The organism is Thioclava sp. F42-5, assembly GCF_002213195.1.
GTDB classification, from domain to species: domain Bacteria; phylum Pseudomonadota; class Alphaproteobacteria; order Rhodobacterales; family Rhodobacteraceae; genus Thioclava; species Thioclava nitratireducens.
The window spans coordinates 62,081-74,635 of sequence record NZ_NBNZ01000007.1 but is presented as its reverse complement, the minus strand read 5'-3'; the positions used below and the strand labels follow the sequence as shown (position 1 = coordinate 74,635).

11 protein-coding genes are annotated in these 12,555 nt (G+C 63.1%); 3 read left to right on the top strand and 8 right to left on the bottom strand.

Annotation, left to right across the window (positions count from 1 at the left end; translation table 11 throughout):
- Positions 1-70: 70 nt before the first annotated feature.
- Entirely contained in the window at positions 71-859 is a 789-nt protein-coding gene (locus B6V74_RS16490; protein ID WP_075776890.1) for an exodeoxyribonuclease III, read from the bottom strand.
- Between the two features lie 127 nt (positions 860-986).
- Complete coding sequence (locus B6V74_RS16485) at positions 987-2,423, bottom strand: aldehyde dehydrogenase family protein (RefSeq protein ID WP_075776832.1); 1,437 nt, start codon at positions 2,421-2,423, stop codon at positions 987-989.
- A 179-nt stretch (positions 2,424-2,602) separates the two neighbouring features.
- Between B6V74_RS16485 and B6V74_RS16480 the strand changes: the two genes are divergently transcribed.
- On the top strand, positions 2,603-3,256 hold the full coding sequence (locus B6V74_RS16480; RefSeq protein WP_088723429.1) for a peroxiredoxin: 654 nt from the start codon (positions 2,603-2,605) through the stop codon (positions 3,254-3,256).
- A 137-nt stretch (positions 3,257-3,393) separates the two neighbouring features.
- Here the strand turns inward: B6V74_RS16480 and pnp are convergent, their stop codons facing one another.
- Positions 3,394-5,538, bottom strand: a complete 2,145-nt coding sequence (gene pnp, locus B6V74_RS16475; protein ID WP_075776830.1) for a polyribonucleotide nucleotidyltransferase — start codon at positions 5,536-5,538, stop codon at positions 3,394-3,396.
- Between the two features lie 125 nt (positions 5,539-5,663).
- Between pnp and B6V74_RS16470 the strand changes: the two genes are divergently transcribed.
- Complete coding sequence (locus B6V74_RS16470; protein ID WP_240497131.1) at positions 5,664-6,485, top strand: NYN domain-containing protein; 822 nt, start codon at positions 5,664-5,666, stop codon at positions 6,483-6,485.
- 114 nt (positions 6,486-6,599) lie between these two features.
- Positions 6,600-7,832: a sodium:proton antiporter gene (locus B6V74_RS16465; protein WP_088720523.1), complete on the top strand. Its 1,233-nt coding sequence runs from the start codon at positions 6,600-6,602 to the stop codon at positions 7,830-7,832.
- A 52-nt stretch (positions 7,833-7,884) separates the two neighbouring features.
- On the opposite strand, the gene B6V74_RS16460 is transcribed toward B6V74_RS16465, so the two are convergent.
- The 5 genes from B6V74_RS16460 to truB all read right to left on the bottom strand — a co-directional run bounded on the left by B6V74_RS16460 (position 7,885) and on the right by truB (position 12,532).
- Complete coding sequence (locus B6V74_RS16460; RefSeq protein WP_088723427.1) at positions 7,885-9,258, bottom strand: sodium:proline symporter; 1,374 nt, start codon at positions 9,256-9,258, stop codon at positions 7,885-7,887.
- Between the two features lie 253 nt (positions 9,259-9,511).
- Positions 9,512-9,781: a 30S ribosomal protein S15 gene (gene rpsO, locus B6V74_RS16455; protein ID WP_075776826.1), complete on the bottom strand. Its 270-nt coding sequence runs from the start codon at positions 9,779-9,781 to the stop codon at positions 9,512-9,514.
- Between the two features lie 120 nt (positions 9,782-9,901).
- Positions 9,902-10,933: a calcium-binding protein gene (locus B6V74_RS16450; RefSeq protein ID WP_146694573.1), complete on the bottom strand. Its 1,032-nt coding sequence runs from the start codon at positions 10,931-10,933 to the stop codon at positions 9,902-9,904.
- An 87-nt stretch (positions 10,934-11,020) separates the two neighbouring features.
- Positions 11,021-11,551 carry a DUF1643 domain-containing protein gene (locus B6V74_RS16445; RefSeq protein WP_088723425.1) on the bottom strand — a complete coding sequence of 177 codons (531 nt, stop codon included), beginning with the start codon at positions 11,549-11,551 and terminating at the stop codon, positions 11,021-11,023.
- Positions 11,552-11,629: 78 nt separating this feature from the next.
- Complete coding sequence (gene truB, locus B6V74_RS16440) at positions 11,630-12,532, bottom strand: tRNA pseudouridine(55) synthase TruB (protein ID WP_075776823.1); 903 nt, start codon at positions 12,530-12,532, stop codon at positions 11,630-11,632.
- Positions 12,533-12,555: the final 23 nt, after the last annotated feature.

The following is a 12,555-nucleotide window of genomic DNA, read 5'->3' as shown; positions in this document are numbered from 1 at the left end:
TTGCTTTCCTATATGGCCTCGGAAGGGCCGAACGCAAACCCGTTTGACCGCGGCGCGCTGCCGCAAGCGATTACAGATCGAAGGTCGCGAAAACCGGCGCATGATCGGAGGGCTTCTCCCAGCCCCGCGCGGCACGCAGCACCCGGCTGCCATGCGCCGCGTTCGAGATGTCCGGCGTCGCCCAGATGTGATCGAGCCTGCGACCCTTGTCGGCGGCATCCCAGTCGCGCGCCCGGTAGGACCACCACGAATAGAGAAGCCCCTCGGGAATGTCCTGCCGGGTGATGTCCACCCATTTGCCCGCCTCCATCGCGTCATGCAGATGCTCGACTTCGATCGGGGTGTGGCTGACGATCTTCAGCAGCTGCTTGTGGCTCCAGACGTCATCCTCGCGCGGGGCGATGTTCAGATCGCCGACGAGGATCGACTTCTTCGGCCCTTCCGCTTTGAAGTGATCGCGCATCTGGGTGAGGTAATCCAGCTTTTGGCCGAACTTCTCGTTCACCTCGCGATCCGGCACGTCGCCGCCTGCGGGGACATAGAAGTTGTGGATGGTGACGCCATTCTCGAGCGTACCCGCGACATGGCGTGCATGGCCGAGATCGGCAAAATCATGGGCGCTGTTCTCTTCCATCGGAATTTTCGAGAAGATCGCGACGCCGTTATAGCCCTTCTGGCCGCGCGCGATCATGTGCGTGTAGCCCAGTTCCTTGAAACCTTCGACCGGGATCTTCTCGACCGGGCTCTTGCATTCCTGAAGGCAGAGCACGTCGGGCGCCTCTTCCTCCATCAGCTTGCGCACCAGCCCCTCGCGCAGCCGCACCGAGTTGATGTTCCAGGTCGCCAGCGTGAAGCTCATCTCATTCTCCCGTTCCAAAAGCCGCGCGATCATGTCGAAGGGCGGCCGCTTGCGCAACCGCCCCTGTTCTTCTCAATAAAAATATCGGCAGGTGAAATGGCCGATAGGCCAAGAGGGGCAGCGCCCCTTATTCCGCCCAGCCGGAGATCGACTTCACGTCGCAGAATTCCTCGATGCCCCAACGGCCACCCTCGCGCGCCCGGCCCGAGGAACCGACGCCGCCGAACGGTGCCCCCGCCCCGCGGTCCTGACCGTTCATCTCGACCATGCCCGAGCGCAACTGACGCGCCAGCCGGTTGCGTCGCGCGCCGTCGCCCGATTGCAGGTAATTGGTCAGACCATAAGGCGTGGCGTTGGCCACCTCGATCGCCTGCTCCTCGCTGTCGAAGGGCATGATCGACAGGACTGGGCCGAAGATTTCCTCGTTCATGATCGTCATCGAGGGATCGCAGTCGGCGAAGACCGTCGGACGGACATAGAAGCCGCGATTGAGATGTTCGGGCCGTCCGGGACCGCCCGCGACGAGTTTCGCGCCTTCCGCGATGCCTGTCTCGATCAGGCCCTGGATCTTGTCGAACTGCGCCTTGTTGATGACCGGACCGATATGCTTGCCCTCCTCGCGAGGGCTGGCGACCTGCGTGGCTTCGGCGGTCTGCCGCGCGACCTCGACCGCGCGATCATAGGCCGAACGCTCGACCAGCATCCGCGTCGGCGCGTTACAGCTTTGCCCCGAGTTCTGGAAGCAATGCTTCACACCGCGGGCCACCGCATCTTCGTCCGCATCGGCGAAGATCAGGTTGGCGCCCTTGCCGCCAAGCTCCAGCGTCACGCGCTTGAGCGTATCGGCCGCCGCCTTCGAGATCGCGCGCCCGGCACGGGTCGAGCCGGTGAAGGAAATCATCTCGACATCCGGATGGGTCGAGAGCTGCGTGCCGACGCCCGCGCCGTCGCCATTCACGAGGTTGAACACGCCCTTCGGCAGCCCCGCCGCATCGAGGATTTCCGCGAAGATCAGCGAAGACAGCGGCGCTTCCTCGGACGGCTTCAACACCATCGTGCAGCCCGCGAGGATCGCCGGGATCACCTTGAGCGTCACCTGATTCATCGGCCAGTTCCACGGCGTGATCAGCCCGACGACACCCACCGGCTCATAGGCGATCATCGCGCCCGGCGTGCCGTCGCCCAAAGGATGCACCCACTCGAACGCCTTCGCCGCGTCGATGAAATTCTTGATGTGATAGGCGCCCGCGCCCCACTGGTTCTTGCGCGCGAGATCGATCGGCGCGCCCATCTCGAGGCTGATCGCCTGCGCCATGTCCTCGGCGCGCTCGGCATAGACCTTGGCGATCCGCTCGACCGCCGCGATCCGCTCTGCCGGGTCGGCCGCTTTCCAACCGGGCAGCGCCGCCTTCGCTGCCGCGACTGCCGCGTCCGTGTCGGCCTGATCGCCCAGCGAGATTACTGCACAGGGATCTTCGGTCGATGGATCAATCACCTCGTAGTCCTGCGCAGCCTTGGGTGCCACCCATTCCCCGTCGATGTAGAAATTCCGCTTCTCGATCATTTCAGCCTCCCGCACACAGATATTGCGCAAGAGCGTTTCACCACTCTCGGCTCTGCGCAAGGCCTGACGATAGGTCGCAGACCCCAAGTTTGAAAAGATTCTAAACTGGCTGGAATGGACCCCAGCGAGGACTTATATCCCGCAAAGACGTAATTTTACGCAAACACAGGAGGTTTTTCATGGGCCTGCGTATCAACGACACCGCTCCCGATTTCACCGCCGACTCGACCGCTGGCGAGATCAAATTCCACGACTGGATCGGCGACGGTTACGCCATCCTGTTCTCGCACCCGAAAGACTTCACCCCGGTTTGCACCACCGAATTCGGCGCTGTGGCGCAGCTCGCCCCCGAATTCGAGAAGCGCAACACCAAGGTCATGGGCGTCTCGGTCGACAGCGTCGAAGAGCACGTGAAGTGGAAATCGGATATCGAGCAAGTCGCCGGCGCGCCCGCGAATTTCCCGATCATCGACGACACCTCGCTGGCCGTGTCGAAAGCCTATGACATGCTGCCCGCCGACGCCTACCTGCCCGACGGCCGCACCCCGGCGGACTCGGCGACCGTGCGCACCGTCTTCATCATCGGACCCGACAAGAAGGTCCGTCTGACCATGTCCTACCCGATGTCGGTCGGCCGCAACTTCGCCGAGATCATCCGCGCCCTCGATGCCGTTCAGGCCACCGATGGCAAACCCTTCGCGACCCCCGCGAACTGGGTCCCGGGCCAGGACGTGATCGTCGCCCTCTCAGTGTCGACCGAGGAAGCGAAAGAGAAATTCGGCGAAGTCGACGTCAAGCTGCCCTACCTGCGCACTGTGAAAGCGCAGGGCTGAGAGCAGTCTCGTCCGATTGCGGAAAAGCCCCGGCAACGCCCGGGGCTTTTTCATTTCCGCCCGACCCCGAAGGACCAAAAGCAAAAGGCCCCGGATCGCTCCGGGGCCTTCTTTAATCGTCTAGCGGATCAAACCGATCAGTCGGCTTTCTCTTCACGCTTTTCCGGCGCGATCTCTTCGCCGGTTTCCTGATCGACCATCTTCATGCCAAGGCGTACCTTGCCGCGATCGTCGAAGCCCAGAAGTTTCACCTTCACTTCCTGACCTTCCTTGAGCAGATCGCTCGGGTGGTTCAGGCGCTTGTTGGCGATCTGGGAGACGTGAACGAGACCGTCACGCTTGCCGAAGAAGTTCACGAAGGCGCCGAAATCGACGAGCTTCACGACCTTGCCGGTGTAGATCTGGCCTTCTTCGGGCTCAGCCACGATAGCGTGGATCATGTCATGCGCTTTCTTGATGGCCTCGGCATTGGCCGAAGCGATCTTGATCACGCCGTCGTCGTTGATGTCGACCTTGGCACCCGAGACTTCCACGATCTCGCGGATGACCTTGCCGCCCGAACCGATCACTTCGCGGATCTTGTCGGTGGGAACGGTCATCGTCTCGATGCGCGGAGCATGGGCGGAGAATTCCGAACGGCCTGCGGAGAGCGCCTTGTTCATTTCGCCAAGGATGTGCATGCGGCCAGCGCGTGCCTGCTCCAGAGCTTTCTCCATGATCTCGGCGGTGATGCCGGCGACCTTGATGTCCATCTGCAGCGAGGTGATGCCTTCCTCGGTACCTGCGACCTTGAAGTCCATGTCGCCGAGGTGATCCTCGTCGCCAAGGATGTCGGTCAGAACGGCCCAGGAGCCATCCTCTTCCAGCACCAGACCCATCGCGACACCCGCCACGGCCGACTTCAGCGGAACGCCCGCGTCCATCATTGCCAGCGAGCCACCGCAGACCGACGCCATCGAGGACGAGCCGTTCGACTCGGTGATCTCGGAGACGAGGCGGATCGTGTAGGGGAAGTCGGTCGCAGCCGGGAGAACCGCCTGAAGCGCGCGCCATGCGAGCTTGCCGTGACCGATCTCACGACGGCCGGGCGAACCGACGCGGCCCACTTCGCCGACCGAGTAGGGCGGGAAGTTGTAGTGCAGCAGGAAGTTCGAGCGCGAATTGCCGTGCAGCGCGTCGATGATCTGCTCGTCGTCGCCGGTGCCCAGCGTGGTCACGACCAGCGCCTGCGTCTCGCCGCGGGTGAACAGCGCCGAGCCGTGGGTACGCGGCAGCAGACCGGTTTCCGCCACGATCGGGCGAACCTCGTCCAGCGCACGACCGTCGATGCGGCGACCGTTCTTCACGACGTCACCACGCAGAACAGCCGATTCCAGCTTCTTCATCGCGGTGCCGAGGGTCGGATCTTCGAGCTGCTCTTCGGTGAGCTGCGACTTGATCTCTTCCTTGGCGGCGTTGACGGCGGCCACGCGCTCCTGCTTGTCGGAGATCGCATATGCAGCACGCATCTTCTCTTCGCCCAGAGCTTTGACGGTCTCGAGCATCGCCGAGTAGTCGGGCGCCTGGAAGTCGAAGGGCTCTTTCGCGGCGGCTTCAGCGAGGTCGATGATCAGGTCGATCACCGGCTGCATCGCGTCATGGCCGAACTTGACCGCGCCCAGCATCTCCGCTTCGGACAGCTCGTAAGCTTCCGATTCCACCATCATCACGGCGTCCTTGGTGCCCGCGACGACGAGGTCCAGACGCTGCTCGGGGTTCTCCCGCAGCTTCTGCATGTCGTCGACTTCGGGGTTCAGGATGTATTCGCCATCGGCGAAACCGACGCGCGCAGCGGCGATCGGGCCCATGAACGGAACGCCCGAGATCGTCAGCGCGGCCGACGCGGCGATCATCGCGACGATGTCGGGCTCGTTGACGAGGTCGTGCGAGAGAACGGTGCACATCACGAGCACTTCGTTCTTGAAGCCTTCCGCGAAGAGCGGACGGCACGGACGGTCGATCAGGCGCGCGGTGAGCGTCTCTTTTTCGGACGGACGGGCCTCGCGCTTGAAGAAGCCGCCCGGCACTTTACCGGCGGCATAGTATTTCTCTTGGTAGTGAACCGTGAGCGGGAAGAAATCCTGACCCGGCTTCGGTTCCTTGGCGAAGGTCACGTTGGCCATGACGGAGGTTTCGCCCAGCGTGGCGATAACCGAGCCGTCAGCCTGACGTGCGACCTTGCCGGTCTCCAGCGTGAGCTCTTCTTCGCCCCACTGGATCGATTTTTTAACGGTGTTGAACATTCAGCGTATCCTTCTGGGAGCTCTCACAGGCGTATCCCGTGTCTCCCGATTTGCATGGCGGCCCCATTGCCGCCGCCCCCTTATCCTCTTGCACGCGCCCGGGGGCTCGAGGCGTCACGTCTCAGATGGGCCTGCCAATACAGGAAATGAAGGGGTTTGGGAAGCAAAGAGTCCTTGGGGAAGGAAACGGCCCGCGCCCAATTCTGGCCAGATTGGCGCGCCATCCTCAGCCCGTAGTTATTAAGATTGAACATTGTGAGACCATGAGCAAACCCACAGCCCTTTTCATCGACGGCGAGAACATCTCCGCCTGCCACGCGCCGAAGATCCTATCCTTCGCACCCGGCGCGTTCATCCGGCGCGCCTATGGCGATATCGCGCAGATCAAGAACTGGGGAGACGTGCCGTCGATCCGGCTCATACATTCGGGCACCGGCAAGAACGCGTCCGACCTGCTGCTTGCCCTCGACGCGCTGGAGATCGCTTTCGAAGGTTTGGCCGAACGTGTCGTGATCGCAAGTTCTGATGGAGACTTCACGCATCTCGCGACCCGCCTTCGCGAGAAGGGTTTTGAAGTCATCGGCATCGGCGAAAAGAAGGCGCCCGCGGGGTTTCGGAAAAGCTGCTCCGTGTTTCACGAAATCGGCCTACCGAAGAGCAAGCCGAAGGAGGTGGCCCCGCCCGAAAGCAAACCCGGCCAACTCGACCAAAAGATCCGGCAGGTCATCGCGCAGAACAGCAAGGAAGGCCGGGGAATGAAGATCAAGGACCTCGCGTGCGAGATGAAGAAGTCTCACGATGTCCTGATAAGTGAAACGCCGGAAAAGCGCTGGCGCCCCTATCTTGCCGGGCGTCCGCATCTTTACGACCTCGACCCCAAGGGCCCGGAGGCGTTCGTCCGCTACCGCGCGAAGGGCTTCGCACAGCTAGTCATCGCCGCCCAATAGTGTCCCCGCCCCGCGATCTCGGGATCAATGCGGCGCCCCTCTTCAGGGCATGCGCCGCTTGCCCTGAGGTGCTCCGGGCTACCTTAAACGGACAATCACGCCAAGAGCCGCCCCATGACCGTTCTGCAATTCGCCGCCGCCCTCATCGTGCTCGCTGGGTTGTTCGGCGTCATCAATCACTTCGTTTTGCGCCTGCCGCCGACGATCGGGATTCTGATCGTCGCTCTGATGACCTCGATCGGACTGATGATCGTCGATCGCATTTTCGGGCTGAACCTCGCGCAGCAGGTACAAGATTACGTCAAGAGCATCGACTTCTCGAAAGCGCTGCTCGACGGGATGCTGGGGCTGATGCTCTTCGCGGGGGCGCTGCATGTGAAGCTGTCGGACCTGCGGGCGGTCTGGCCGACGGTTCTGGTGATGGCGACGATCGGCGTCGTGCTGTCGACCCTCGTGGTGGGCTTCGGTTTTCACTGGCTGACCGGCGCGCCGATCATGGTCGCGCTGACCTTCGGGGCACTGATTTCGCCGACTGATCCCGTCGCCGTGCTCGGCGTACTGCGCTCGGCCAATCTGCGCCGCACGCTCGAGACCGTGATCTCGGGCGAGAGCCTGTTCAACGACGGCGTCGGCTACACGGTCTTCCTGATCCTCTCGGGCCTCGCCTTCACCAGCGGCCACTCCGAAGCCTCAAGCCTGTCCGGGGCGGGCACCCTGTTCTTCCGCGAAGCGGTGGGCGGCGCGGCGCTCGGCCTCGCGATGGGCTGGGGGCTGTTTCGCGTGATGCGCCTCATCGACGATCCCTCGTTGGAAGTACTGTTGACGCTTGGCCTCGCGTTCGGTGGCTATGAGCTGGCGCTGTTCCTGCATGTCTCCGGCCCGATCGCCGCGGTCTGCGCCGGGCTTCTGATCGGAGATGTCGGGGCGCGGTTCGGCATGTCCGAGGAGACCCGCAAGTACGTCGACGCTTTCTGGATGCTGGTGGACGAGATACTCAACGCCGTGCTTTTCCTGTTGATTGGGGTGGAGATTTTCGCGATCCGGTTCGACGCGGATATCCTGACGACGTCGGTCGCCTCGATCGGCCTAGCACTGGTCGGCCGGCTGGTCGCGGTGGTGGTGCCGATCCTCGCGCTGCGCCCGTTCCGCAACTTCGGCCCCGGCGTGACCCGTGTGATGACATGGGGCGGGCTGAAAGGCGGCATCTCGGTCGCCCTCGCGCTGTCCCTGCCGGACTCGCAGTGGACGGATGAAATCCTCTCGGCCACCTACGTGATCGTCGTCTTCTCGATCGTGGTGCAGGGGCTGAGTGTCGGCTGGCTCGCGAGACGCGCCGCGAAGGAGTAACGCAAAAGGCCCGCCACATTGGACGGGCCTTTCACATTTCAAGTCGCGAGGATCATTCGATGGGGCGGAACTCGCCCCGATCTTCGCTTGCGAGGCTCACCACGATGATGGCGATGAAGGCCGCGATGAAGCCCGGGATGATCTCGTAGAGGAACGAGCCCCAGCCCAGCGAAATCCAGACGATCACGGTCAGTGCGCCGACGACGAGGCCAGCCACGCCGCCCAGACCCGTCATCCGCTTCCAGGTCAGCGACAGGATGATCAGCGGACCGAAGGCGGCCCCGAACCCGGCCCAGGCATTCGAGACGAGGCCAAGCACTTTGCTGTCCGGGTTCGAGGCGATGATGATCGCCGCGATCCCCACGGCCAGCACCGCGAGACGACCGACATTCACCAAGGCACGGTCCGAGGCCTCCTTGTTGAAGACGATCTTGTAGAAGTCTTCGGTCAGCGACGAGGACGACACCAGAAGCTGGCTCGACACGGTCGACATGATCGCCGCCAGAAGCGCGGCATACAGGAAGCCCGTCACCAGCGGATGGAAGAGCAGGTTCGACAGGATGATGAAGATCGTCTCCGGATCCTGCACGTCGAGCCCGTTACGCTGCGCATAGGCGCGGCCGAAGATCCCGACCGAGCGCACGGCCATGAAGCGCACGATGATGTGCGGCTGGCCGAAATAGCCCAGCCCCCAGGCGACGGCCGAGAGCCAGCCCGCGAAGGTCAGCCCGTTCGTCATCGACAGGAAGTTCGGGTCGATATCGCTCAGCCGGCTCGCAGCCGCGTCCACTCCGTCGCCCTGACCGGTCGTGAGGATCACGATCGGCATGATGACGAGCGCGAGCATCATGATGCAGCCCTGCACGAAGTCGGTGAGCGACACGGCGAGGAAGCCGCCGATCACCGTGTAGACCAGCACGACACCCAGCGTGAGGATGACCCCGGTCATGTAGCTGCCACCGAAGGCGCTGGCGAAGAGCTTGCCGCCGCCGACGAGACCCGACGCGGTGTAGACCGCGAAGAAGACCACGATGATCACCGCCGAAACCATCCGCAGCAATGTCGCGTGGCTCGGGAAGCGATTGGCGAGGAAGCCCGGGATGGTCAGCGCGTTGTCATAACGCTCGGTCTGCTCGCGCAGGCGCGGCGCCACGACGATCCAGTTCACGAACGCACCGACGAAAAGGCCGATCCCGATCCAGCTTTGCGTCAGGCCCGACACGAAGAGCGCGCCCGGCAGCCCTAGAAGCAGCCAGCCCGACATGTCCGATGCGCCTGCCGAGAGAGCTGCAACCGCGGGGGGCAGGTTGCGCCCGCCCAGCATGTATTCCTCGGAACTCGACGTGGACTTGCGCCACGCGTAGACCCCAATGGCCAGCATCAGCACGAAATACAGTGCCAAGCTGATCCAGACTCCGATCTGCATTTTGTATCCTCCCTGTTACCGCATCTGCAAACTAGGGCAGATGCGCGCGTTTTCCCGTTTGGAGCGGACGATACAGGAGGACAAGAAGTCGAACCGACCAAAGTTTTTTCATTGGAAGGCCATTCGCCCAAAAATCTCGCCAATCATGGGAACAGAGCCCAATCATGTCATTTCAGGCAATTCACACGGAATTACGCAAATGAAAACGCCCGCGCGGTATGCGCGGGCGTTTCGAATTCCAATCCTAGGCGGATTAGCGACGCAGGCCGAGGCGCTCGATCAGCGACTGGTAACGTGCGACGTCTTTCGCCTTCAGGTAGTCGAGCAGCTTGCGGCGCTGCGCGACGAGCATCAGAAGACCACGACGAGAGTGGTTGTCTTTCTTGTGCTCTTTGAAGTGCTCGGTCAGGTTCGCGATGCGCTTGGTCAGGACTGCGACCTGGACTTCGGGGGAACCGGTGTCACCTTCTTTGGTGCCGTATTCCTTGATAAGCGCGTTCTTGTCTTCAACAGTGATCGACATCGGGATCTCCTTACATTGAGGGTTCGGGCGCAAGCCGGGATGTCGTCCAGCAAGGTCCATAGACTGCCCCTTTCGGAACAGATGCGCGCGTATAGACGCGAATCGGCCTGTTGAAAAGCCTTATTTCAAAGCACCTGCCGCCTGTTGCGCTGCGAATTGCTCGGGCGTGAAGAGTGCGATGTCCTGCGCGCTCAACTCCGGCGCGTCGAGCACTTCGGCCAGCCGTATCCCATCGAGCAGGATCCACGCCGCACCGGAATGAACCTCCGAGGGCTCGACACTGATCTGCGGCAAGGCCGCGCCCTGCGGATCGTAGATCACGGCCAGCCGATCCTCGCCCGCCGTGTAATCGGCGATCGTTGCGGGCGTCGCCGGGTCGATCCAGTCGCTCAGCGCAAAGCTGTCGGGATCTTCGCCACCATGCAGCCAATCGCCGGAGCCGCCAAGGAGCACATCCTCCCCTGCCCCGCCATTGAGGGTATCGGCATCGGCCGCCCCCAGATCGCGCGTCTGCAGCGTGACGCCGCGCAGCAGATCGTTTCCCGCATTGCCATTCAACTCGTCGCGCCCGGCGTCCCCGGTCAGCGTGTCTGCGCCATCCGCTCCGACCAACGTATCGCCCCCAGTGCCGCCCGCAAGTGTATCATCTCCCACGCCACCGATCAGCGTGTCGCCCCCCGCCTCACCAGAGAGCCGATCCGCCCCTGACCCGCCGGAGAGGAAATCCGGATCCGCGCCACCCGCGAGCACATCCGCGCCGTCGCCGCCGATCAGCGTGTCCGCCCCCGCCTCTCCGCGCAGCGTATCGTTGCCGGCCGCCCCGAGAAGCTCGTCATCACCGCTGCCGCCAAGCAGGCTGTCATCGCCACCATATCCATCGATCTGGTCATCGCCCGCCGCCCCCGCGATCGCATCGTCGGACGCATCACCCCAGGTCATGTAATCCTCCGGGCCGGGCGCTGGGGGATCGACCGGTACCGGCGAAGCCTCTCCGGCACTGACCAAGGTAAGAAAGTTGCCCTCACTCTCCATGGACGTGCAATCCGGATCACCCTGCGGCGGCTCATCCTCCTCATTGTCGGAGGAAACCACCATGAGACCCGCCGTGGCACCCGCCATCAGCAGACCCAGAAATCCCGACAGAAACAACATCTCGAGCACCCCTGTGAAGATGCGCGGACGTTACGGTCGCGGAGAAGAAATCCCTAGGACTTAAGCGTTAAATGCTTAACGATACGCTCACCCTGCCGGGGCGAACCACAGCTCGGGCTGATGCTCGTACGCGATGTAGAGCGGATGCTTCGGCGCGCCTGCCTTGGTCAGCCCGAGATGGTGCAGCGCCCGGCCACTGGCGCGCAGCAAGTCCTCTACTGCGGCGCCCCGTTGAAGATGCGCCCCATGCGCGCCCCAGGCACAGATGATCCGGTCTTCGGGACCGCTCGCCCAATCGAGGCTCTCGCGGATCGACGCATCATTCTCCGGACCGACCGGATCTTTCTGCGCCCGCATCACCTTCGGATCGGTTGCGCGATAGGCGAAGATATTGGTCACCCGGAACGCCCCGAAACCTAGCGCCCGCGCGCGGCGCTCGCAGCGCTCCACCGTGGGGTCGTTCTGCACTTCGGTCGCGGTCGAGGGGTTGAGCATGATGAAAAGCGCCCGGGGTTTGCTGTCGTCCCAGACCCGCGTCAGCAGGTAGCGGTAGTTCTCGCAATCCGAATAGACCGCGATGGAAGGGGCGTCGCCTTTAATATGCTCGCGGATGATCATCTCTCGTCCTGACCGTTGCGTGTGTGGCAGAGGGCGGAGGCCTCCGGCGGGGATATTTGGATCAAGGGGAAGGGCGCGTCAAAGATTGAAGACGCGGCTCGGATGGACCTCGCCGGATTTGTAGATGCCGACGGCGAGCGGTTTGCCCTCATGGCTGACCCAGACTTCCTCGCCCCATTCGGCGTCACCCGGCAGCACCATGCCCGGATTGCCGTTCTTCAGCCGCACCGCGCCCTCGGGCGTGGCTTTCAGCTGCACCAGATCGTCAAGACCGAGTTCCACAGGCAGCAGTTTCGCATCGAGTTCGGGCGTCTTTGCCAGTTCGTCGATCTCCGCCAGCGTAATCCCGTCGCTCGCCTCGAAAGGCCCCGACCATTCGCGGCGCAGCCAGAGGACGTGGCCGAGACAGCCCAGCTTCTGCCCCAGATCGCGCGCGATGGAGCGCACATAGCCGCCCTTGCCGCAAACCAGTTCCAGCTCGACCGTATCGGCATCGGGCCGGCCTAGCATCACGAGGCTTTCGACATAGAGAGGCCGCGCGGCCAGTTCCATTTCCTCGCCCGCCCGGGCCAGGGCATAGGCGCGCTCGCCATCGACCTTCACCGCGGAGAATTGCGGCGGCACCTGTTCGATATCACCTTCGAAAGCGGTCAGCGCGGCGGCGATCTCTTCATCGGTGGGGCGCAGATCGGAGGTCTCGATCACCTCGCCCTCGGCATCGTCGGTCTTGGTCGCAGCCCCCAGCCGCACCTGAAACCGATAGCACTTCAGCGCATCGGTGATGAAAGGCACCGTCTTCGTGGCCTCGCCCAGCGCCACCGCCAGAACCCCGGTCGCCGCCGGGTCGAGCGTGCCCGCGTGGCCCGCCTTCTTGGCGCCCAGCGCCCAGCGCACCTTGTTCACCACCGAGGTGGAGGTGATGTCCGCGGGCTTGTCCACGATCAACCAGCCGGAAATGTCGCGACCCTTCTTGCGTGCCATGAGGCCTCCGTAGTCAACAGGGG

What these genes read in the sequence shown, in the direction of transcription:
- B6V74_RS16490 (WP_075776890.1), bottom strand. Translation starts at nt 859, where the DNA reads ATGAGCTTCACGCTGGCGACCTGGAACATCAACTCGGTGCGGCTGCGC.
- B6V74_RS16450 (WP_146694573.1), bottom strand. Translation starts at nt 10,933, where the DNA reads ATGTTGTTTCTGTCGGGATTTCTGGGTCTGCTGATGGCGGGTGCCACG.
- rpsO (WP_075776826.1), bottom strand. Translation starts at nt 9,781, where the DNA reads ATGTCGATCACTGTTGAAGACAAGAACGCGCTTATCAAGGAATACGGC.
- B6V74_RS16465 (WP_088720523.1), top strand. Translation starts at nt 6,600, where the DNA reads ATGACCGTTCTGCAATTCGCCGCCGCCCTCATCGTGCTCGCTGGGTTG.
- truB (WP_075776823.1), bottom strand. Translation starts at nt 12,532, where the DNA reads ATGGCACGCAAGAAGGGTCGCGACATTTCCGGCTGGTTGATCGTGGAC.
- B6V74_RS16485 (WP_075776832.1), bottom strand. Translation starts at nt 2,423, where the DNA reads ATGATCGAGAAGCGGAATTTCTACATCGACGGGGAATGGGTGGCACCC.
- B6V74_RS16460 (WP_088723427.1), bottom strand. Translation starts at nt 9,258, where the DNA reads ATGCAGATCGGAGTCTGGATCAGCTTGGCACTGTATTTCGTGCTGATG.
- B6V74_RS16480 (WP_088723429.1), top strand. Translation starts at nt 2,603, where the DNA reads ATGGGCCTGCGTATCAACGACACCGCTCCCGATTTCACCGCCGACTCG.
- B6V74_RS16470 (WP_240497131.1), top strand. Translation starts at nt 5,664, where the DNA reads ATGGGCCTGCCAATACAGGAAATGAAGGGGTTTGGGAAGCAAAGAGTC.
- B6V74_RS16445 (WP_088723425.1), bottom strand. Translation starts at nt 11,551, where the DNA reads ATGATCATCCGCGAGCATATTAAAGGCGACGCCCCTTCCATCGCGGTC.
- pnp (WP_075776830.1), bottom strand. Translation starts at nt 5,538, where the DNA reads ATGTTCAACACCGTTAAAAAATCGATCCAGTGGGGCGAAGAAGAGCTC.